General features: G+C 55.8%; 15 protein-coding genes and 1 tRNA gene. 14 read left to right on the forward strand and 2 right to left on the reverse strand.

Annotated features, from left to right (window positions below; translation table 11 throughout):
- The first annotated feature begins 6 nt into the window (after positions 1-6).
- From OGV79_RS21670 to recD, 13 genes are all read left to right on the forward strand, one after another.
- On the forward strand, positions 7-153 hold the full coding sequence (locus tag OGV79_RS21670) for a hypothetical protein (RefSeq protein ID WP_047461519.1): 147 nt from the start codon (positions 7-9) through the stop codon (positions 151-153).
- A 351-nt stretch (positions 154-504) separates the two neighbouring features.
- Positions 505-1035, forward strand: coding sequence for an RNA pyrophosphohydrolase (gene rppH, locus OGV79_RS03590; RefSeq protein ID WP_024130909.1), 531 nt, complete (start codon positions 505-507; stop codon positions 1033-1035).
- A gap of 13 nt (positions 1036-1048) precedes the next feature.
- The gene (ptsP, locus tag OGV79_RS03595; protein ID WP_275165330.1) at positions 1049-3295 is read left to right on the forward strand and encodes a phosphoenolpyruvate--protein phosphotransferase; all 2247 of its coding nucleotides are present in this window, start codon (positions 1049-1051) and stop codon (positions 3293-3295) included.
- 559 nt (positions 3296-3854) lie between these two features.
- Positions 3855-4730 (forward strand): prolipoprotein diacylglyceryl transferase, encoded by an 876-nt coding sequence (gene lgt, locus OGV79_RS03600; protein ID WP_071257899.1) that lies wholly within the window; start codon positions 3855-3857, stop codon positions 4728-4730.
- A 6-nt stretch (positions 4731-4736) separates the two neighbouring features.
- A complete protein-coding gene (gene thyA / locus OGV79_RS03605; protein ID WP_012134943.1) occupies positions 4737-5531 on the forward strand; it encodes a thymidylate synthase in 795 nt (264 codons plus the stop codon).
- A gap of 184 nt (positions 5532-5715) precedes the next feature.
- Positions 5716-6186, forward strand: coding sequence for a prepilin peptidase-dependent protein (locus OGV79_RS03610; RefSeq protein WP_058668041.1), 471 nt, complete (start codon positions 5716-5718; stop codon positions 6184-6186).
- Entirely contained in the window at positions 6177-6740 is a 564-nt protein-coding gene (locus tag OGV79_RS03615; RefSeq protein WP_058668040.1) for a prepilin peptidase-dependent protein, read from the forward strand. Before OGV79_RS03610 ends, OGV79_RS03615 begins: the two co-directional genes overlap by 10 nt.
- A complete protein-coding gene (locus OGV79_RS03620) occupies positions 6737-7144 on the forward strand; it encodes a DUF2509 family protein (protein WP_096753902.1) in 408 nt (135 codons plus the stop codon). The genes OGV79_RS03615 and OGV79_RS03620 overlap by 4 nt, the downstream gene beginning before the upstream one ends.
- Entirely contained in the window at positions 7129-7452 is a 324-nt protein-coding gene (locus OGV79_RS03625; RefSeq protein WP_012134939.1) for a prepilin-type N-terminal cleavage/methylation domain-containing protein, read from the forward strand. The genes OGV79_RS03620 and OGV79_RS03625 overlap by 16 nt, the downstream gene beginning before the upstream one ends.
- A gap of 12 nt (positions 7453-7464) precedes the next feature.
- Positions 7465-10833: an exodeoxyribonuclease V subunit gamma gene (gene recC, locus OGV79_RS03630; RefSeq protein WP_286467641.1), complete on the forward strand. Its 3369-nt coding sequence runs from the start codon at positions 7465-7467 to the stop codon at positions 10831-10833.
- Positions 10834-11014: 181 nt separating this feature from the next.
- Positions 11015-13903: a pitrilysin gene (ptrA, locus tag OGV79_RS03635; protein WP_286467647.1), complete on the forward strand. Its 2889-nt coding sequence runs from the start codon at positions 11015-11017 to the stop codon at positions 13901-13903.
- Positions 13896-17441, forward strand: a complete 3546-nt coding sequence (gene recB, locus OGV79_RS03640) for an exodeoxyribonuclease V subunit beta (RefSeq protein WP_286467655.1) — start codon at positions 13896-13898, stop codon at positions 17439-17441. Before ptrA ends, recB begins: the two co-directional genes overlap by 8 nt.
- The gene (recD, locus tag OGV79_RS03645; protein ID WP_115181210.1) at positions 17438-19264 is read left to right on the forward strand and encodes an exodeoxyribonuclease V subunit alpha; all 1827 of its coding nucleotides are present in this window, start codon (positions 17438-17440) and stop codon (positions 19262-19264) included. The genes recB and recD overlap by 4 nt, the downstream gene beginning before the upstream one ends.
- Before the next feature lie 93 nt (positions 19265-19357).
- On the opposite strand, the gene argA is transcribed toward recD, so the two are convergent.
- Positions 19358-20689 (reverse strand): amino-acid N-acetyltransferase, encoded by a 1332-nt coding sequence (argA, locus tag OGV79_RS03650; RefSeq protein WP_024130906.1) that lies wholly within the window; start codon positions 20687-20689, stop codon positions 19358-19360.
- A 233-nt stretch (positions 20690-20922) separates the two neighbouring features.
- Between argA and amiC the strand changes: the two genes are divergently transcribed.
- Positions 20923-22176 (forward strand): N-acetylmuramoyl-L-alanine amidase AmiC, encoded by a 1254-nt coding sequence (gene amiC, locus OGV79_RS03655; RefSeq protein WP_024130905.1) that lies wholly within the window; start codon positions 20923-20925, stop codon positions 22174-22176.
- Positions 22177-22248: 72 nt separating this feature from the next.
- Here the strand turns inward: amiC and OGV79_RS03660 are convergent.
- A tRNA-Met gene (locus OGV79_RS03660) sits at positions 22249-22325 on the reverse strand.
- Between the last annotated feature and the right edge of the window lies 1 nt (position 22326).

Below are 22326 nucleotides of genomic sequence, written 5' to 3' on the forward strand. Positions count from 1 at the left end.
TACACCATGTTATCCACAGAAAGATGGGATAACTGTGAAAAACCGCCACTACTGTTTCAATTTACAGCCTTGACGTGCGACGAAAATCGAATTTTTACACAAATTGTGCCTAACTTATTGGCACAATCTGTGGATAAAAGCGACGGTGGTTGATCTTTCATCAGCCTGACGATCTTCAATGTGATGGCTGTCACGATTTAGCACGAATAGACGCAGGCTTTGCATTTAACTTAATGAATTTACGAGGCTATTTTTTGATGGTGTTTGCCGCCCAATTCAGACTGTTCCGGGTTTTCCCGTAGTAATTCCGTACTTCTTCACAACTATATCCACAGAAAAGGTGAATAAAATCGTCTGTGAACACACCTCTCTGTTTATAACTCGGCTATTTGCTGTGAGTTATTCAATTGTTATTAGTAGCGCGTACGCCTAACAGAGTGGTTTACCGTCTCTCTGGAGTGTGAAACAATCATTCATATATAAGGTTTATGTTGAGGTAGTCCGGTGATTGATGACGATGGCTACCGCCCAAATGTAGGTATCGTAATTTGTAATCGCCAGGGGCAGGTTATGTGGGCCCGGCGATTTGGTCAGCACTCCTGGCAATTCCCGCAAGGCGGGATAAATTCAGGGGAGTCAGCAGAACAAGCGATGTACCGGGAACTGTTTGAAGAAGTCGGGTTGAGCCGTAAAGATGTGCGGATACTTGCTTCTACTCGCAACTGGTTGCGTTACAAGTTACCGAAACGTTTGGTGCGTTGGGACACGAAGCCGGTTTGTATCGGCCAGAAACAAAAATGGTTTCTTCTGCAATTGATGAGCGCTGATGCGGAAATCAATATGCAAACCAGCAGCACCCCTGAGTTTGATGGCTGGCGCTGGGTAAGTTACTGGTACCCGGTCAGGCAGGTGGTGTCATTTAAACGCGATGTCTACCGCAGGGTGATGAAAGAGTTCGCAAGTGTCGTGATGGCGCTTCAGGAGAGTACGCCGAAGCCACAAAACGCACCTGCCTGGCGACGTAAAAGAGGTTAAAGCTACGCAAATTATGCTCACCCGCCTGCGCGAAATAGTGGAAAAGGTGGCCAGTGCGCCGCGCCTTAACGAGGCGCTGAATATTCTGGTCACTGATATCTGTCTTGCGATGGATACAGAGGTCTGTTCGGTCTATCTGGCCGATCACGACCGACGTTGTTACTACCTCATGGCGACGCGAGGGCTAAAAAAACCGCGTGGCCGTACTGTCACACTCGCATTTGATGAAGGTATCGTCGGCCTGGTTGGCAGGCTGGCGGAACCGATCAACCTTGCCGATGCGCAGAAACACCCCAGCTTTAAATACATCCCGTCAGTAAAAGAGGAGCGTTTCCGCGCTTTTCTGGGCGTGCCGATTATCCAGCGCCGCCAGCTACTGGGGGTGCTGGTGGTACAGCAGCGTGAACTACGCCAGTACGATGAAAGTGAAGAGTCTTTCCTTGTTACGCTGGCGACCCAGATGGCGGCTATCCTTTCGCAGACGCAGCTAACCGCGTTATTTGGTCAATACCGCCATACGCGCATCCGTGCGCTGCCCGCCGCGCCCGGCGTGGCGATAGCGGAAGGATGGCAGGATGCAACGTTGCCGCTGATGGAGCAGGTCTACGAAGCCTCCACCCTTGACCCGGCGCTTGAGCGCGAGCGGCTGACCGGCGCGCTGGAAGAGGCCGCTAACGAATTTCGTCGTTACAGTAAGCGCTTTGCCGCTGGCGCGCAGAAAGAGACGGCGGCGATCTTCGATCTGTATTCACACCTGCTTTCTGATGCCCGACTGCGTCGTGAACTGTTTGCCGAAGTTGATAAAGGCGCGGTGGCGGAGTGGGCCGTCAAAAAAGTCATCGAAAAGTTTGCCGAGCAGTTTGCCGCCCTGACGGATGGCTACCTCAAAGAGCGTGCCGGAGATTTACGCGCGCTGGGCCAGCGTCTGTTATTCCACCTGGATGACACCATTCAGGGGCCGAACACATGGCCTGAGCGTTTTGTGCTGGTGGCGGACGAACTCTCAGCCACCACGCTGGCGGAACTGCCGCAGGACAGACTGGCCGGCGTCGTGGTTCGCGACGGCGCGGCTAACTCGCATGCGGCGATTATGGTACGCGCGCTCGGTATTCCGACCGTGATGGGCGCGGATATTCAGCCTTCGGTTCTTCATCACCGCACGCTGGTGGTGGATGGCTATCGCGGGGAGCTGCTGGTCGATCCTGAACCGGTATTGTTGCAGGAATATCAGCGGCTTATCAGCGAAGAGAATGAACTAAGCCGGCTGGCGGAAGATGATGTCAATCTGCCCGCGCATCTGAAAAGCGGCGAACGCGTTAAGGTGATGCTTAATGCAGGGTTAAGCCCGGAACATGAAGAGAAGCTGGGCAGCCGTATCGACGGTATCGGGCTTTATCGCACCGAAATTCCGTTCATGTTGCAAAGCGGTTTCCCCTCGGAAGAAGAGCAGGTAGCGCAGTATCAGGGGATGCTGCAAATGTTTAACGACAAACCGGTGACTCTGCGTACGCTGGATGTCGGCGCGGACAAGCAACTGCCCTATATGCCGATCAGCGAAGAAAACCCATGTCTGGGCTGGCGCGGCATTCGTATTACGCTCGATCAGCCGGAGATCTTCCTGATCCAGGTGCGCGCGATGCTGCGCGCCAACGCCGCGACCGGCAACCTGAGCATTTTACTGCCGATGGTCACCAGCATTGATGAAGTGGATGAAGCGCGACGCCTGATTGAGCGTGCCGGGCGTGAAGTCGAAGAGATGATCGGTTACGCGATCCCCAGACCGCGCATTGGGATCATGCTGGAAGTGCCGTCGATGGTATTTATGCTGCCGCAACTGGTGAACCGGGTCGATTTTATCTCCGTTGGCACTAACGATCTGACGCAGTACATCCTGGCGGTTGATCGCAACAATACGCGTGTGGCCAGTATTTACGACAGCCTGCACCCGGGGATGTTACGTGCGCTGGCGATGATCGCTCAGGAAGCCGAAAAACAGGGGCTTGATTTGCGGCTATGCGGTGAAATGGCGGGCGATCCGATGTGCGTGGCGATCCTGATAGGCCTGGGATTCCGCCATCTGTCGATGAACGGTCGCTCCGTCGCGCGGGTGAAATACCTGCTGCGGCACATTGATTATGAAGACGCGCAAACGCTGGCGCAGCGCAGTCTGGAAGCGCAAATGGCGACGGAAGTGCGTCATCAGGTGGCGGCGTTTATGGAGCGCCGTGGCATGGGAGGCCTGATACGCGGGGGGTTGTGACAGGCGCTGTGCCCTTGATTGCCGGATGGCGGCGCACGCGCCTTATCCGGCCTACGGTACGGTGCCGTCTGTAGGCCTGATAAGCGCGGCGCCATCAGGCAAAGATGTTGTGCCGTCTGTAGACCTGATAAGCGTAAGCGCCATCAGGCAAAGATGTTGCGCCGTCTGTAGGCCTGATAAGCGTAGCGCCATCAGGCAAAGATGTTGCGCCGTTTGTAGGCCTGATAAGCGTAAGCGCCATCAGGCAAAGGTGTTGCGCGGTCTGTAGGCCTGATAAGCGCAGCGCCATCAGGCAAAGATGTTGCGCGGTCCGTAGGCCTGATAAGCGTAAGCGCCATCAGGCAAAGATGTTGTGCCGGCTGTAGGCCTGATAAGCGTAAGCGCCATCAGGCATTCCTGGGATTGTCATTGATAGCCTATACAGATCTTTTACATCTTCCCGGCATCACCGATGCACCCCTTGTGCTATCATTCGCTCCTTTGGAGCGCCTGTGAACGGCTGGCGCGCATATCAATTGCTGTCTATTTTCAGCGAAATAACAAGAACTTGTGGTGACAGATGACCAGTAGCTATCTGCATTTTCCGGAATTTGATCCGGTCATTTTCTCAATTGGGCCCGTTGCGCTGCACTGGTACGGCATGATGTACCTGGTCGGTTTTGTCTTTGCAATGTGGCTGGCGATTCGCCGGGCAAACCGTCCGGGCAGCGGCTGGACCAAAAACGAAGTTGAAAACTTACTCTATGCCGGTTTTCTCGGCGTTTTCCTCGGTGGCCGTATTGGTTACGTCTTGTTCTACAACTTCCCGATGTTCCTGGAAAATCCGCTCTATCTGTTCCGCGTCTGGGATGGCGGCATGTCCTTCCACGGCGGCCTGATCGGCGTCATTCTGGTGATGGTGATCTTCGCCAGACGCACTAAACGTTCTTTCTTCCAGGTATCCGATTTTATCGCGCCGCTGATTCCTTTTGGTTTAGGCGCAGGGCGTCTGGGGAACTTTATCAACGGCGAGCTGTGGGGGCGTGTCGATCCGAGCTTCCCGTTTGCCATGCTGTTCCCGGGCTCTCGCGCGGAAGATATCGCGCTGTTGCCGTCAAACCCGCAGTGGCAGTCGATCTTTGATACCTATGGCGTTCTGCCTCGCCACCCGTCCCAGCTGTATGAGCTGGTGCTGGAAGGTATCGTGCTGTTCATTATTCTTAACCTGTTTATCCGCAAGTCGCGCCCGATGGGGGCTGTCTCTGGCCTGTTCCTGATTGGCTATGGCGCGTTTCGTATCATTGTTGAATTCTTCCGCCAGCCGGATGCGCAGTTTACCGGCGCATGGGTACAGTACATCAGCATGGGGCAGATTCTCTCTATCCCGATGATTGTCGCTGGTGTGATCATGATGGTTTGGGCTTACCGCCGCAGCCCACAGCAACACGTTTCCTGAGGAACCATGAAACAGTATTTAGAACTGATGCAAAAAGTGCTGGATGAAGGCACACAGAAAAACGACCGTACCGGAACCGGAACGCTTTCCATTTTTGGTCATCAGATGCGTTTTAACCTGCGGGAAGGATTTCCGCTGGTGACGACGAAGCGCTGCCATTTACGCTCCATCATTCACGAGCTGTTGTGGTTCCTGCAAGGCGATACCAACGTCGCTTACCTGCATGAAAACAATGTGACGATCTGGGACGAATGGGCCGATGAAAACGGTAATTTAGGCCCGGTATATGGCAAACAGTGGCGCGCATGGCCTGCGCCGGACGGTCGCCATATTGACCAGATCACCACGGTCATGAACCAGTTGAAAAATGACCCGGACTCCCGCCGTATTATTGTTTCCGCCTGGAACGTCGGCGAGCTGGATAAAATGGCGCTGGCGCCGTGTCATGCGTTCTTCCAGTTCTATGTTGCGGACGGCAAGCTCTCCTGCCAGCTGTATCAGCGCTCCTGCGACGTCTTCCTGGGGCTGCCGTTTAATATCGCCAGCTATGCGTTACTGGTGCATATGATGGCGCAACAGTGCGACCTGGAAGTGGGCGACTTTGTCTGGACCGGCGGCGACACGCACCTGTACAGCAACCATATGGAACAGACGCACCTACAGTTAAGCCGCGAACCGCGCGCGCTGCCGAAACTGGTGATTAAACGTAAGCCTGACTCTATCTTCGACTACCGTTTTGAAGATTTTGAGATTGAAGGCTACGACCCGCATCCTGGCATTAAAGCGCCGGTCGCTATCTGATCTGAGCTCATCCTGTCATAACCGACGCCCTTGCGCGTCGGTTTTTTTTATCCCGTACGCCATTCTTCGGCGCTGCTTCCCGAATTTTTGCAACGCGCTGTAATACGATAACTATTTCTCGTAACGCGCCGAATAATCTGCATTCTTGCCTCGTCATTTTCTCCGCCCCCGGCATACTGCCGCTATGAAAAAACAACAGGGCTATACGCTCATTGAAACAATGGTCGCCATGCTTCTTATGGTTAGCCTTAGCGCCACAGGGCTCTATGGCTGGCAGCGTTGGCAACAGCAGCAACGGTTATGGCAAACCGCCAGCCAGCTGCGGGATTATTTGCTGCAACTGCGTGAGGATGCGAACTGGCACAACCGGGATCACATTGTTCAGGTCATCAGAGAACGCGGCGGCTGGTGCTTTGTCAGCGCTGCTGCGGCGCAAGGTGCCTGTACGCCAGACGCGCCGTTTGTCTTTATTCCAGCATGGCGCGATATCGACATGGTGGAGATCACCCCCTCGCTGGCGTTTTTTGGTCTGCGCAATACCGCCTGGGCCGGGCATATCCGCCTGAAAAACGCCGCGGGCGAATGGCGTCTGGTGGTTTCGTCCTGGGGGCGAATCCGGCTCTGTGAGGGACGCGAGGCCGAAGCATGTCGATGAACGAGCGCGGTTTTTCTCTGCTGGAGATACTTATCGCGATGGCGATAAGCAGCATGCTACTGCTCGGCGCGGCACGATTTTTACCCGCGCTACAGCGTGAGATTCTACAGACCACGCGGCAGCTGTTGCTGGAAGATGAGATCTGGCAGCGTGCTTATACCGTGGCAAAACACCTGCAACGCGCGGGATATTGTCGGGGAAACTGCACAGGGAAAGGACTGGTGATTGCCGGGCAGGGGGAGTGCGTTATCGTACAGTGGGACGCCAATAATAACGGGCGCTGGGAGACTGCGCCGGGAAAAGAGGCCGAACAGATCGGGTTTCGTTTAAACAATAAAACGCTGGAAACACTGCGCGGGGCAACATCATGCGCAGATAAAGGGTGGGATAAAATGACCGATCCCGATACGGTACAGATTGAGGCATTTAACGTTGAGCGTCAGGAGATGCCCGGTTTTGCGCCGGTACTGACGCTGTCTCTTCAGGGGCGCAGTAAAGCGGCTTCTAAAACCGCTGTTAAGGCGCAATACAGCGTCACCGGGTTTAATCTGTGAAGTGTGAACGGGGTGTGTCTTCTCTGGCGATGGTGCTTTTGCTGCTGGTATTGGGCAGCCTGCTGCTTCAGGGGGCAAACCAGCAGCAGGCGAGTTTTTCCACTCTGGTGGCGACAGAAAGCCGGGCCTTGCAGCGTCAGGCGGTGGCGCAGTCGGCGCTGGAATGGGGAAGGATGCAGTCATGGTCGGCGCAGGCTGCGGTTGAGTGTCGGCAATACGCCACGCCAAATGCCCGCGTTTGCCTGCGTCTGTTCGCTAACAACACCGCTTTATTGATTGCGCAGTATGATGGCGCATCGGTCTGGCGCCTGGGAGCGCGGGAGGAAAGCGGCGTTGTATTTTCTCCGCATGGATGGAGCGATTTTTGCCCGTTGAGTGAGGTGGCGTTATGCCAGATACCCTGAACAGGCAGCGTGGTTTTAGTCTGCCGGAAGTGATACTGGCGATGGCGCTGCTGGTGATAACCGTCACCGCGTTATCGGGTTATCAGCGGGCGTTGATGACGAGTCTTGTCGTCAGGGCGCAATATCAACAGCTCTGGCGGTACGGCTGGCAGCAAACGGCGCTGTATTCATTTTCACCTCCCGAAAGCTGGCAGGCCAACCGAATGCAGACAACACAAGCGGGATGTGTCAGCATCAGCGTTAAACTCATTTCCCCTTTGGGCAGGCAAGGCCAGATGTCGCGCTTACATTGCCCGAAAAGTCAGTAGTCAGGAGTTGCTATGTTAAGGGTCTACCACTCCAACCGTCTGGACGTGCTGGAAGCGTTAATGGAATTCATCGTTGAGCGCGATCGGCTTGACGATCCCTTTGAACCCGAAATTGTGTTGGTTCAAAGTACCGGTATGGCGCAGTGGCTGCAAATGACCCTTTCGCAGAAATTTGGTATCGCCGCGAATATCGATTTTCCGCTACCCGCGAGTTTTATCTGGGATATGTTTGTACGCGTGCTGCCTGATATCCCGAAAGAGAGCGCGTTCAGCAAGCAAAACATGAGCTGGAAGCTGATGACGCTGCTGCCGCAACTGCTGGAGCGTGAGGATTTTACGCTACTGCGCCACTATCTGACGGACGACGCTGACAAGCGCAAGCTATTCCAGCTTTCCTCGCGTGCCGCCGATCTTTTCGATCAGTATCTGGTCTATCGCCCCGACTGGCTTACCCAGTGGGAGGCGGGGCAGATGGTTGACGGGTTAGGGGAGGCTCAGATCTGGCAGGCGCCGCTGTGGAAGGCGTTGGTGGAATACACGGCTGAACTGGGGCAGCCGCGCTGGCATCGTGCGAATGTGTATCAGCGTTTTATCCAGACGCTGGAAAATGCGACAACCAGCCCGACGGGGCTGCCTTCGCGCGTCTTTATTTGTGGTATTTCCGCGCTGCCGCCGGTGTATCTCCGGGCCTTGCAGGCGCTGGGAAAGCACATCGAAATCCATCTGCTGTTCACTAACCCCTGTCGTTATTACTGGGGGGATATCAGAGACCCTGCCTGGCTGGCAAAACTGGTGGCTCGTCAGCGTCGTCACAGCTTTGAGGAGCGCGACTTACCGCTGTTTCGCGATAACCAACGCGCCGGGGAGTTATTTAATAGCGACGGCGAGCAGGATGTCGGGAACCCGATGCTGGCGTCCTGGGGGAAACTGGGGCGGGACTACATCTACTTGCTTTCCGAACTGGAAAACACACAGGAACTGGATGCGTTTGTCGATATTCCCCCGGACAATCTGCTTCATAACATTCAGGCGGACATCCTTGAGCTGGAAAGTCGCGCCGTGGCTGGGGTGAACCTCGAAGAGTACGCCCGAAGCGACAACAAGCGTCTGCTTGACCCGAATGACGCCAGCGTGACCTTTCACATATGCCATAGCCCGCAGCGTGAAGTGGAGATCCTGCACGATCGTCTGCTGGCGATGCTGGAGGCCGACCCGACGCTGATGCCGCGCGATATTATCGTCATGGTGGCGGATATCGACAGCTATAGCCCCTTTATTCAGGCCGTATTTGGCAGTGCGCCTGCCGAACGCTATCTGCCTTATGCCATCTCCGATCGCCGGGCGCGTCAGTCGCATCCTGTTTTGCAGGCGTTTATCAGCCTGCTGTCGTTGCCGGACAGCCGTTTTGTCTCTGAAGATGTGCTGGCGCTGCTGGACGTGCCGGTTCTGGCGGCTCGATTTAACATCAACGAAGAAGGGCTGCGCTATCTTCGCTTATGGGTCAATGAGTCGGGTATCCGCTGGGGGATTGATGACGACAACGTGCGCGAGCTGGCGCTTCCTGCAACGGGGCAGCATACCTGGCAATTTGGCCTGACGCGTATGCTGCTGGGTTACGCGATGGAAAGCGCGCAGGGCGAATGGCAGTCCGTGCTGCCTTATGACGAGTCCAGCGGGCTGATTGCGGAGCTGGTCGGGCATCTGGCGTCCCTGCTTATGCAGTTGAACCTCTGGCGTCGCGGACTGGCGCAGGCGCGTCCGCTGGAAGAGTGGCTCCCGGTTTGCCGCGACATGCTCAATGACTTTTTCCTGCCCGATGCGGAAACGGAAGCCGCGATGACCCTTATCGAGCAGCAATGGCAGGCGATTATCACCGAAGGGCTTGAGGCGGAGTATGGCGATGCGGTGCCGCTGTCTCTGTTACGGGACGAGCTGGCACAAAGGCTGGATCAGGAACGCATCAGCCAGCGTTTTCTGGCGGGGCCGGTAAACATCTGTACGCTCATGCCTATGCGTTCTATCCCCTTTAAGGTTGTGTGTCTCCTTGGTATGAATGACGGCGTCTATCCGCGTCAGCTGGCGCCGCTCGGTTTTGACCTGATGAGTCAGAAACCGATGCGCGGGGATCGTAGCCGTCGCGATGATGACCGCTACCTGTTCCTTGAGGCCTTAATCTCTGCGCAGCAGACGCTCTATATCAGCTACATCGGGCGCTCTATTCAGGATAACAGCGAACGTTTCCCGTCAGTCCTGGTGCAGGAACTGATGGATTATATCGGGCAAAGTCACTATTTGCCGGGAGATGAAGAACTGACCAGCGATGAGAGCGAGGCCCGCGTGAAAGCGCATATCGCTCGCCTGCACACGCGGATGCCGTTTGATGCGCAAAACTATCTTCCCGGTGAACAGCAAAGCTACGCGCGCGAATGGCTGCCTGCTGCAAGTCAGTCAGGCGAGGCCCACTCTGATTTTGTGCAGCCGTTGCCCTATGAACTCCCTGAGACGTTGACGCTGGAAAAACTTCAGCGCTTCTGGGCGCATCCGGTGCGGGCGTTTTTCCAGATGCGGCTACAGGTGAATTTCCGCGCGGAAGAGAGTGAAATTCCCGATACGGAGCCGTTCATTCTGGAAGGGCTAACCCGCTATCAGCTTAATCAGCAGTTGCTTAATACGCTGGTCGAAGAAGAGGATGCCGGGCTTTTATTCCGTCGCTTCCGGGCGGCGGGCGATCTCCCGTATGGCGCTTTTGGCGAGATCCTCTGGGATACGCAGCGTCAGGAGATGCAGTCGCTGGCGGACAGGATTATCGCGTGTCGTCAGCAGGGAAAAAGTATGGAAGTTGATCTGCTCTGCAATGGCGTGCAGATCACGGGGTGGTTGCCGCAGGTGCAGGAAGACGGTTTGTTGCGCTGGCGCCCATCTTTAATAAGCGTTGCGCAGGGAATGCAACTTTGGCTGGAACACCTTGTCTATTGTGCCTGTGGCGGAAAAGGCGAAAGTCGTTTGTTCCTGCGTAAAGAGGGAGAGTGGCGCTTCCCGCCGTTAGAGGCTGAACAGGCGTTAACTTACCTCGCACAGCTGATTGACGGTTATCGGGAAGGGATGTCATCCCCACTGCTGGTTCTTCCTGAAAGCGGCGGCGCATGGATAAAAGCTTGTTATGACGCGGCGAATGATGCCATGTTAGATGATGCTGACACGCTGCAAAAAGCCCGGACGAAGTTCTTACAGGCTTATGAAGGTAACATGGTGATACGCGGAGAAGGGGATGATATCTGGTATCAACGGTTGTGGCGACAGCTGGAGCCGAAGACGATAGAGAGCATTATTTCTCAGTCTCAACGTTATCTGTTACCGCTATTTCGTTTTAATCAGTCGTGAGGTCTGTATAAAAATTGCGCAATTAAATGGCTTCATTTATGATGCGTTTTCTGTCACGGACTGATTTTACAATAAGAGATGCTGACTCGTTTAGCACACAGTTTTGTCCTGCTCAATAAGCGCCAGCGTCGCGCTCGCGCTTCACCTGAGCGGGAAAGAAAGTTAATGATGAGGTTCGTGAATGCCCCGCAGCACCTGGTTCAAAGCGTTACTGTTGTTTGTCGCCCTTTGGGCACCCTTAAGTCAGGCAGATACCGGTTGGCAGCCTTTGGCGGAAACCATCCGTAAAAGCGAGAAAGATACGCGTCAGTATCAGGCGATTCGTCTGGACAATGACATGGTGGTTTTGCTGGTATCCGACCCGCAAGCGGTGAAATCGCTTTCCGCGCTGGTGGTGCCTGTTGGATCGCTGGAGGACCCCGATGAACATCAGGGGCTGGCGCACTATCTCGAACATATGAGCCTGATGGGGTCTAAAAAATATCCCCAGCCTGACAGCCTTGCCGAATACCTTAAAATGCACGGCGGCAGCCATAATGCCAGCACCGCGCCGTATCGTACCGCCTTCTATCTGGAGGTGGAAAACGACGCCCTGTCAGGTGCGGTCGATCGCCTTGCCGATGCCATTGCCGCCCCGTTGCTGGATAAAAAATATGCCGAGCGTGAGCGCAATGCGGTCAATGCCGAACTGACGATGGCGCGTACGCGAGACGGTATGCGTATGGCGCAGGTCAGCGCAGAAACCATCAACCCGGCGCACCCGGGTTCGCGCTTCTCTGGCGGCAATCTGGAAACCTTAAGCGACAAACCGGGCAATCCGGTTCAGCAGGCGTTGCAGGCGTTTTACGAAAAATATTATTCAGCGAACCTGATGAAGGCGGTGATTTACAGTAACAAACCGCTGCCGGAACTGGCGCGTATTGCGGCTGAAACCTATGGCCGGGTGCCGAATAAAAATATCAAAAAGCCGGAAATTACCGTGCCGGTAGTAACGGACGCGCAAAAGGGCATCATCATTCATTATGTGCCTGCTCTGCCGCGTAAAGTGCTGCGCGTAGAGTTTCGTATTGATAACAACAGCGCGCAGTTTCGCAGCAAAACCGACGAACTGGTGACCTACCTGATTGGCAACCGTAGCCCGGGAACGCTCTCCGACTGGCTGCAAAAACAAGGATTAGTGGAAGGCATTCGTGCGGACTCCGACCCGGTGGTTAACGGTAACAGCGGCGTACTGGCCATTTCCGCTACCCTGACGGACAAAGGGCTGGCGAACCGGGACGACGTTGTCGCCGCCATCTTCAGCTATCTCAATCTGTTACGTGAAAAAGGCGTGGATAAACGCTACTTCGATGAGCTGGCGCATGTGCTGGATCTCGACTTCCGTTACCCCTCTATCACCCGTGATATGGATTACGTCGAATGGCTGGCGGATACGATGATTCGCGTTCCGGTGGAACATACGCTGGATGCGGTGAATATCGCCGATCAATACGATGCGGCGGCGGTGAAATCACGCCTGGCGATGATGACGCCGCAGAATGCGCGTATCTGGTACATCAGCCCGAAGGAACCGCACAACAAAACGGCCTATTTTGTCGACGCGCCTTATCAGGTGAATAAAATCGACGACAAAACGCTCGCCGACTGGCAGCAAAAAGCGCAGGGCATTGCGCTGTCATTACCGGAGCTTAACCCCTATATTCCAGACGATTTCACGCTGATCAAACCGGAGAAGGAATATCCCCACCCGGAGCTGATTGTCGATGAACCGGATTTGCGCGTGGTTTATGCGCCGAGCCGTTATTTTGCCAGCGAGCCTAAGGCGGATGTCAGCGTTATTCTGCGTAACCCGAAAGCAATGGACAGCGCCAGAAACCAGGTGATGTTTGCGTTAAACGATTATCTCGCGGGGATCGCGCTCGACCAGTTAAGCAACCAGGCATCGGTCGGCGGGATTGGCTTTTCCACCAACGCCAACAATGGTCTGATGCTTAACGCGAACGGTTACACGCAGCGCTTGCCGCAGCTTTTCCAGGCATTGCTGGAAGGGTATTTCAGCTACACCGCGACGGAAGAACAGCTGGAACAGGCGAAATCCTGGTATGCGCAGATGATGGATTCCGCAGAAAAAGGGAAGGCCTACGATCAGGCGATTATGCCGGCACAGATGCTTTCTCAGGTGCCTTACTTCCAGCGTGACGAACGCCGTAAGCTGTTGCCTTCGATCACGCTGAAAGAGGTCATGGCTTACCGCGATACGTTAAAAGCAGGCGCGCGACCGGAGTTTCTGGTGATTGGCAATATGCGCGAAGCGCAGGTGAAAACCATGGCGCGGGATATCCAACAGCAGCTTGGCGCCAACGGTTCAGAGTGGTGTCGCAATAAAGACGTACTGGTGGATAAAAAGCAGTCGGTCATCTTTGAGAAGGCGGGGAGCAGCACTGACTCCGCGCTGGCGGCGGTATTCGTTCCAACCGGTTACGATGAATATGCCAGTTCAGCCTACAGCGCGATGTTAGGGCAAATCGTTCAGCCGTGGTTCTATAATCAGTTGCGTACTGAAGAACAGTTAGGTTATGCGGTGTTCGCTTTCCCGATGAGCGTCGGGCGTCAGTGGGGGATGGGTTTCCTGCTGCAAAGCAGCGACAAGCAACCGTCTTATCTCTGGGAGCGTTACAAAGCATTCTTCCCAACGGCGGAAGCGAAGCTGCGGGCGATGACGCCGGAAGAGTTTGCGCAAATTCAGCAGGCGATCATCGCGCAGATGTTGCAAGCGCCGCAAACGCTGGGCGAAGAAGCGTCGAAATTAAGCAAAGATTTCGATCGCGGCAATATGCGCTTTGATTCACGTGATAAAATCGTGGCTCAGATTAAACTGCTGACGCCGCAAAAACTTGCCGATTTCTTCCATCAGGCGGTGGTTGAGCCGCAAGGCATGGCGATACTGTCACAGGTTTCCGGCAGTCAGAACGGGAAAGCAGAGTACGTGCGCCCGGAAGGCTGGAAAGTGTGGGAGAACGTCAGCGCGTTGCAGCAAACCTTACCCCTGATGAGTGAAAAGAATGAATGATGCCGCTGAGTCCCTTGATCCTTTACGCTTGCCCCTCACGGGCGAGCGTTTGATTGAAGCCTCTGCGGGTACTGGCAAAACGTTTACTATCGCCGCGTTGTATCTGCGCCTGCTGCTCGGATTGGGCGGCCCTGCCGCCTTTCCCCGACCGCTGACCGTGGAAGAACTGTTGGTCGTGACGTTTACCGAGGCGGCCACCGAAGAGTTACGCGGCCGCATCCGCAGCAACATCCATGAACTGCGCATTGCCTGTCTGCGTGAAACTACCGATAACCCGTTATATGCCCGCCTGCTGGAAGAGATCGAGGATAAAAAGCAGGCGGCGCAGTGGTTACTGTTGGCGGAAAGACAGATGGATGAGGCGGCGGTATTCACCATCCACGGTTTTTGCCAGCGCATGCTCAGCCTGAATGCGTTTGAGTCCGGCATGCTGTTCGAGCAGCAATTAATCGAAGATGAATCCCTTCTGCGCTATCAGGCCTGCGCCGACTTCTGGCGGCGTCACTGTTATCCGCTGCCGCGCGAAATTGCCCAGGTTGTCTTTGAAGCGTGGAAAGGCCCCCGGGCGCTACTGAAAGATATCGATCGTTATTTGCAGGGCGAAGCGCCGGTCATCAAAGCCCCGCCGCCGTCAGACGAGACGCTGGCGTCTCGCCACGAACACATTTTGTCGCGTATTAACGCCCTGAAGCAGCAATGGTGCGCGTCCGTTGATGAACTGGATGGGGTGATAGAGTCGTCGGGAATCGATCGCAGAAAATTCAATCGCGGCAACCAGACGAAATGGATCGAGAAGATCACGGCGTGGGCGCAGGCGGAAACGCAAACCTATCAATTACCCGACGCGCTGGAGAAATTCTCCCGGCGATTCCTGGAAGAGAGAACCAAAGCGGGCGGCATAACCCCGCAGCATCCGCTGTTTGTCGCCATTGAGGAACTGCTGGCTGAACCGTTGACGATAAAAGATCTGTTGATCACCCGTGCGCTGGCGGAAATCCGTGAGACGGTTGCGCAGGAAAAACAACGCCGGGGTGAATTAGGTTTCGACGACATGCTGAGTCGTCTGGATGTTGCGCTGCGTAGTAATAGCGGCGATGCGCTGGCAAGCGCAATTCGTGGCCGTTTCCCGGTGGCGATGATTGATGAATTTCAGGATACCGACCCGCAGCAGTACCGCATTTTCCGCCGCATCTGGCGGCATCAGCCGGACACCGCGCTGTTGCTGATTGGCGATCCGAAACAGGCGATTTATGCGTTTCGCGGCGCGGATATCTTCACCTACATGAAAGCCCGCAGCGAGGTCAGCGCCCATTATACGCTGGATACCAACTGGCGTTCCGCACCGGGCATGGTCAACAGCGTGAATACGTTGTTCAGTCAGATGAACGACGCCTTTATGTTCCGCGAAATTCCATTTGCGCCGGTTAAATCGGCCCAGAAAAACCAGTCGCTGCGCTTTGTGCTGAACGGCGAGACGCAGCCCGCCATGAACATGTGGTTGATGGAAGGGGAAAGCTGCGGCATTGGCGACTATCAGAGCTACATGGCGCAGGTGTGCGCGACGCAAATTCGTGACTGGCTGAAAGCCGGGCAAACTGGCGATGCGCTGCTTGTTAGCGAGAAAGCCTCACGCCCGGTTCGAGCCTCGGATATCAGCGTGCTGGTGCGAAGCCGCCAGGAAGCGGCGCAAATTCGTGATGCGCTGACGCTGCTGGCGATTCCGTCCGTTTATCTCTCCAACCGCGACAGCGTATTTGAGACGCTGGAAGCGCAGGAGATGCTGTGGATCTTACAGGCCGTCATGACGCCTGAGCGTGAAAATACGCTGCGTAGCGCGATGGCGGCCTCGATGATGGGGCTGACCGCGCAGGACATCGAAACGCTGAATAACGACGAAAATGCCTGGGATACGGTGGTCGAAGAGTTCGACGGCTATCGTCAAATCTGGCATAAGCGCGGCGTCATGCCCATGCTGCGCGCGCTGATGTCAGCGCGTAATATTGCCGAAAACCTGCTGGCGACGGCGGGAGGCGAGCGCCGCCTGACCGATATTCTGCACATCAGCGAATTGTTGCAGGAAGCCGGTTCGCAGCTGGAAAGCGAGCATGCGCTGGTGCGCTGGCTGTCGCAGCATATTCTTGAGCCGGACAGCAATGCCGCCAGCCAGCAACTGCGGCTGGAAAGTGATAAACATCTGGTGCAAATCGTCACCATCCATAAATCAAAAGGACTGGAATACCCGCTCGTCTGGCTGCCTTTTATTACCCATTTCCGCGTGCAGGATCAGGCGTTTTATCACGATCGCAATTCGTTTGACGCGGTGCTGGATCTCAGCCACGCCGAGGAGAGCGTTGAACTGGCGGAAGCAGAGCGTCTGGCAGAAGACCTGCGTTTGCTTTATGTGGCGCTGACCCGTTCGGTGTGGCATTGCAGTCTCGGCGTTGCGCCGTTGGTGCGTCGTCGCGGAGATAAGAAAGGCGATACCGATGTACACCAGAGCGCGCTCGGGCGCCTGCTGCAAAAAGGTGAGCCGAAAGATGCCGCCGGGCTTCGCGCCTGTATTGACGCGCTTTGCGGGGAGGATATCGCCTGTCGGACGCCAGCCGAACCGGACAGCGAACGCTGGCAGGTAACGGAAGCGTCGCGTGCGGCGCTAAGCGCCAGAGCGTTACGCCGAACGCCTGCCGATAACTGGCGAGTAACCAGTTATTCCGGCTTACAGCAGCAAGGCCATAGCGTCGCCCAGGATTTAATTCCGCGTCTGGATGTGGATGCCGCCGGGGTAGGGGACGTGGTGGAAGAGCCGGAGCTGACGCCGCACCAGTTCCCGCGAGGGGCATCGCCGGGTACATTCCTGCATAGCCTGTTTGAAGACCTCGACTTTACGCAGCCCGTTGACCCGGCCTGGGTGCGGGAAAAACTGGAGCTTGGCGGTTATGACGCGCACTGGGAGCCGGTTTTAACGCAGTGGCTGGACGCTGTTTTGCAGGCTCCCCTGACCGAACGCGGCGTGAGTCTGCGTCATCTTTCCGCCCGTGAAAAACAGGTGGAGATGGCGTTTTATCTGCCGATCGCACAGCCGCTTATCGCCAGTCAACTGGATGCGCTGATTCGCCGGTTTGATCCGCTCTCGGCGGGCTGCCCGCCGCTCGACTTCATGCAGGTTCGCGGCATGCTGAAAGGGTTTATCGACCTGGTGTTTCGCCATGAAGGGCGGTATTACCTGCTCGATTACAAATCAAACTGGCTGGGCGAAGACAGCACGGCCTACACTCAGGAGGCAATGGCCTCAGCGATGCAGGCGCATCGCTATGACCTGCAATATCAGCTGTATACGCTGGCGTTGCACCGCTATCTGCGCCATCGCATCGCCGATTATGACTATGAACGCCATTTCGGCGGTGTGATCTACCTTTTCCTGCGCGGCGTTGACCGTGAATATCCACGGCAGGGCATTTTCTCGACCCGGCCGGACGGCGAACTGATTGCGTTAATGGATGCGATGTTTGCAGGCGTTGTAGCGGAGGAGGCGCAATGACAATTCAGAAGCGATTACTGGAGGCCGTAGAACAAAAGCTGTTGCGGCCATTAGACGCTCAGTTTGCGCTGGCGGTTGCCGGGCAGGACGATCCGTGCGTGACGCTGGCCGTTGCATTGCTCAGCCGCGATGCGGGGGAAGGGCATGTCTGTATGCCGCTTTCGCGCCTGGCGATAACGGAAGAGTCGCATCCGCTACTGGTCTCCTGGTTTAGCGAGAGGGACGCGCCTGAAGACTGGGCATCGTGTCTGCTGGCTTCCGGGGCGGTCAGTCGGGGAGAGCGGCCAACGCCGTTGATTTTGCATGAAGATCGCCTTTACCTGAACCGGATGTGGAGTAACGAGCGCACGGTAGCCCGCTTTTTTAGCGAGGTTAACCAGGCGATCGCGGTAGATGAACAGCAACTGGCCCGTACGCTGGATGCGCTTTTCCCGCCGACGGATGACGTCAACTGGCAAAAAGTGGCGGCGGCCGTGGCGTTGACGCGCCGTATTTCCGTCATTTCCGGCGGGCCTGGCACCGGTAAAACCACTACCGTGGCGAAGCTGCTGGCCGCGTTGATTCAGATGGCGGACGGCGAGCGATGCCGTATACGACTGGCGGCGCCGACGGGGAAAGCGGCAGCGCGTCTGACCGAGTCGCTTGGCGCGGCATTGCGCCAGCTTCCGCTCACGGATGAGCAAAAAAAACGCATCCCGGATGACGCCAGTACGTTGCACCGGCTGTTGGGCGCACAGCCCGGTAGCCAGAGGCTGCGCCATCATGCGGGAAACCCGCTGCATCTGGACGTGCTGGTGGTGGATGAGGCATCAATGATCGATTTGCCGATGATGTCGCGGCTAATTGAGGCGCTGCCGCCGCACGGACGCGTGATTTTTCTCGGCGATCGCGATCAGCTGGCTTCCGTTGAGGCGGGGGCGGTGCTGGGCGATATCTGCGCCTGGGTAAATGCCGGATTTACCGCCGGGCGCGCACAGCAGCTGAGCCGACTGACGGGAAGCCCCATTCCTGCGGGCGCAGGCACGGAGGCGGCCTCTTTGCGCGATAGCCTGTGTTTGCTGCAAAAAAGCTATCGCTTCGGGCATGATTCCGGCATTGGTCAACTGGCGGCAGCCATTAATCGCGGCGATAAAGCGGCGATGAAAACGGTCTTTCAGCAGGGATTCAGCGATATTGAAAAACGAACGCTACAGAGCAGCGAGGATTACGCCGCCATGCTCGATGAGGCGCTGGCCGGTTATGGGCGTTATCTGGCGCTTGTTCGCGAGGGCGCGGAGCCGGGGGCGATTATTCAGGCTTTCAATGAGTACCAGTTGCTGTGCGCGCTGCGTGAAGGGCCGTTTGGCGTTGGCGGTCTGAATGAACGCATCGAACAGGTTATGCTGCAAAAGCGCAAAATTCAGCGTCACCCGCACAGCCGCTGGTATGAAGGGCGTCCGGTAATGATTGCGCGCAATGACAGCGCGTTGGGGTTGTTCAATGGCGATATCGGTATTGCGCTCGATCGCGGACAGGGGTTGAGGGTGTGGTTCGCCATGCCGGATGGCAGCATTAAGTCGGTGCAGCCCAGCCGTTTGCCGGAGCATGAAACAACCTGGGCGATGACGGTGCATAAATCGCAGGGATCGGAGTTCGATCATGCGGCGCTGATTTTACCCAGCCAGCGCTCGCCGGTTGTGACCCGTGAGCTGGTGTATACCGCCGTGACGCGCGCACGTCGTCGCCTGTCTCTCTATGCCGATGAACGGGTTTTGAGCGGGGCAATTGCGACGCGCACGGAGCGACGTAGCGGACTGTCCGCGTTTTTTAATAACGGGCTGTGAGGCAAGTTGCCGGATGGTGCCTGCGCTTATCCGGCCTACAGCATCCCCGTAGACCCGATAAGACGCTTTAGCGTCGCCGTCAGGCAAAATGGGTTATCCCAAATCTGCCATCAACACCTTTGAACGACGCTGATAGTTGTACATCTCTTTTTTGCTCTCGGGCAGCAGTTCGATATCCACCGGCGTAAACCCACGTTCCTGGAACCAGTGAATACTGCGCGTTGTCAGCACAAACAGCTTGCTGAGGCCCATCTGTCTTGCCTGCACGGCGATCCGCTCCAGCAAGACTTCGCCACGCGATGAACTGCGATAATCTGGATGTACCGCCACGCAGGCCATTTCGCCGATTTTTTCTTCGGGGAAAGGGTACAGCGCGGCGCAGGCGATAGTCAGATTATCTCGCTGGATAATCGTGAATTTGTCGATCTCCATCTCCAGTTGTTCACGGGAGCGGCGCACCAGAATCCCCTGTTGTTCCAGCGGGCGAATCAGCTCCAGGATCCCGCCGATATCGTTAATGGTGGCGCGGCGAATCTGCTCGGCGCTCTCCATCACGATTTGCGTCCCGATCCCGTCGCGTGAGAACAGCTCCTGCAATAGCGCGCCGTCTTCCTGGTAGCTAATCAGATGGCAGCGACGCACGCCGCTGCGACAGGCTTTCACCGCGCCGCGCAGGAACCGCACGGTGCCTGAATTGTAATCGCCTTTTTCTTCCTGCGCTTCAACGCGTGCCTGCGCTTCGTTCGGGAAAAGTTCGGAAACGATGTCGCCTTCGTCGTTAGTTACCCCTTGCGACGAACAGAAGCCGATCATCTTCTCCGCCTTCAGTTTGATGGCGAGCTGCGTGGCGATCTCTTCTGAGGTCAGGTTAAAACTTTCGCCTGTGACGGAAACCGCGACCGGCCCCATCAGCACAATTGCGCCGCTGTCTAACTGGCGATGAATTGCCTCTTCATCAATACGGCGAATGCGTCCGCTGTGGCAGTAATCCACGCCGTCATCCACGCCCAACGGCTGTGCAATAATAAAATTGCCGCTGACGACGTTGATGTGCGCGCCCTGTAAGGGGGTGTTGTTCAGGCTCATCGACAGACGGGCGGTGATATCCAGCTGCAACGTGCCTGCCGCTTGCTTAACCAGTTCCAGCGTTTTGGCGTCCGTCACGCGGGTATTTTTGTGGTACAGCGGCTCATGGTGATGTGCGGCAAGGTTCGCGTCGATTTGCGGACGCGCGCCATACACCACCACCAGGCGAATGCCCAGACTGTGCAGAAGCCCGATGTCATTGACGATACTGGAGAAATTTTCATGCTCAATGGCCTCACCGCCAAGCATAATGACAAACGTTTTTCCCCGATGGGTATTGATATAGGGAACAGAATGGCGGAATCCCTGTACCAGTTCGGTTCTACGTTCCTTCACCACGGCACACCCTCATTGCATGATTATTCGAAATTAATGTATTTTTATTCTGTTTTTCCGTCGTGCGCAAGCGCAAATTTTAATCCCGCTGAAGTTTTCTCCCAGTAATACCGTGAATACAAAAAGAAAGTTTACCCTTTTATAGATGACAGATTATGCGTCATTCGCTAAAGTTTCCGGTCAATTTAGACGTTTTGTACATCAGCACCGTTAAGTTTGTTTTGCTCGGGAGAAGCATGTCGGGATCCAACTCAGCAATAAGTCGCCGTCGTTTACTACAAGGGACGGGCGCCATGTGGCTATTGAGCGTAAGTCAGGTCGGTTTGGCTGCCGTCAGCCAGGTCGTCGCGGTACGCATCTGGCCTGCGTCCAGCTATACCCGCGTCACGGTGGAATCGAACCGTCTGCTGAAATACAAACAGTTTGCCCTGAGTAACCCTGAGCGCGTGGTGGTGGATATTGAAGGCGTGAATCTGAACTCGGTGCTTAAAGGCATTGGCGCGCAGATCCGCGCGGACGATCCGTATATCAAGTCAGCGCGAGTGGGGCAGTTTGATCCACAGACGGTGCGGATGGTGTTTGAGCTGAAGCAAAACGTGAAACCGCAGCTGTTTGCCCTTGCGCCAGTGGCGGGCTTTAAAGAACGCCTGGTGATGGATCTCTACCCTGCCAATGCGCAGGATATGCAGGACCCGTTGCTGGCGCTGCTGGAAGATTACAACAAAGGCGATCTGGATAAGCAGGTGCCGCCTGCGCAGAGCGGGCCGCAGCCGGGCAAGGCGGGGCGCGATCGCCCGATCGTGATCATGCTCGATCCCGGTCATGGAGGGGAAGATCCCGGCGCCGTGGGGAAATACAAGACGCGCGAAAAAGACGTGGTGTTGCAGATTGCCCGCCGCTTGCGCGCGTTAATTGAGAGAGAAGGCAATATGAAGGTCTACATGACGCGTAATGAGGATATCTTCATTCCGCTGAAAGTGCGCGTGGCGAAAGCCCAGAAGCAGCGCGCCGACCTGTTTGTCTCTATCCATGCGGACGCGTTTACCAGCCGACAGCCCAGCGGTTCATCCGTTTTTGCGCTCTCGACGAAGGGCGCGACCAGTACGGCGGCAAAATACCTCGCGCAAACTCAGAACGCCTCGGATTTGATCGGCGGCGTGAGTAAAAGCGGCGATCGCTATGTCGATCACACCATGTTCGACATGGTGCAATCGTTGACCATCGCCGATAGTCTGAAGTTCGGTAAAGCGGTGCTCAACAAGCTGGGAAGGGTTAATAATCTGCACAAAAATCAGGTTGAGCAGGCCGGCTTTGCGGTGCTGAAAGCGCCGGATATTCCCTCTATTCTCGTGGAAACCGCCTTTATCAGTAATATTGAAGAGGAGCGTAAGCTCAAAACGGCGAAGTTCCAGCAGGAAGTGGCGGAGTCGATTCTGGCGGGTATTAAAGCCTACTTTGCCGATGGGGCGACGCTGGCGAGAAGGGGATAATAAAAAAGCGCTGAAAGGCGCTTTTTTTACGGACCGTAGAAACGAAAAAACACCCGTTAAGGTGTTTAATATTGGTTGCGGGGGCCGGATTTGAACCGACGACCTTCGGGTTATGAGCCCGACGAGCTACCAGGCTGCTCCACCCCGCGT

The sequence above is a fragment of the Citrobacter sp. CK185 genome, assembly GCF_030333565.1.
GTDB lineage: Bacteria > Pseudomonadota > Gammaproteobacteria > Enterobacterales > Enterobacteriaceae > Citrobacter_B > Citrobacter_B koseri.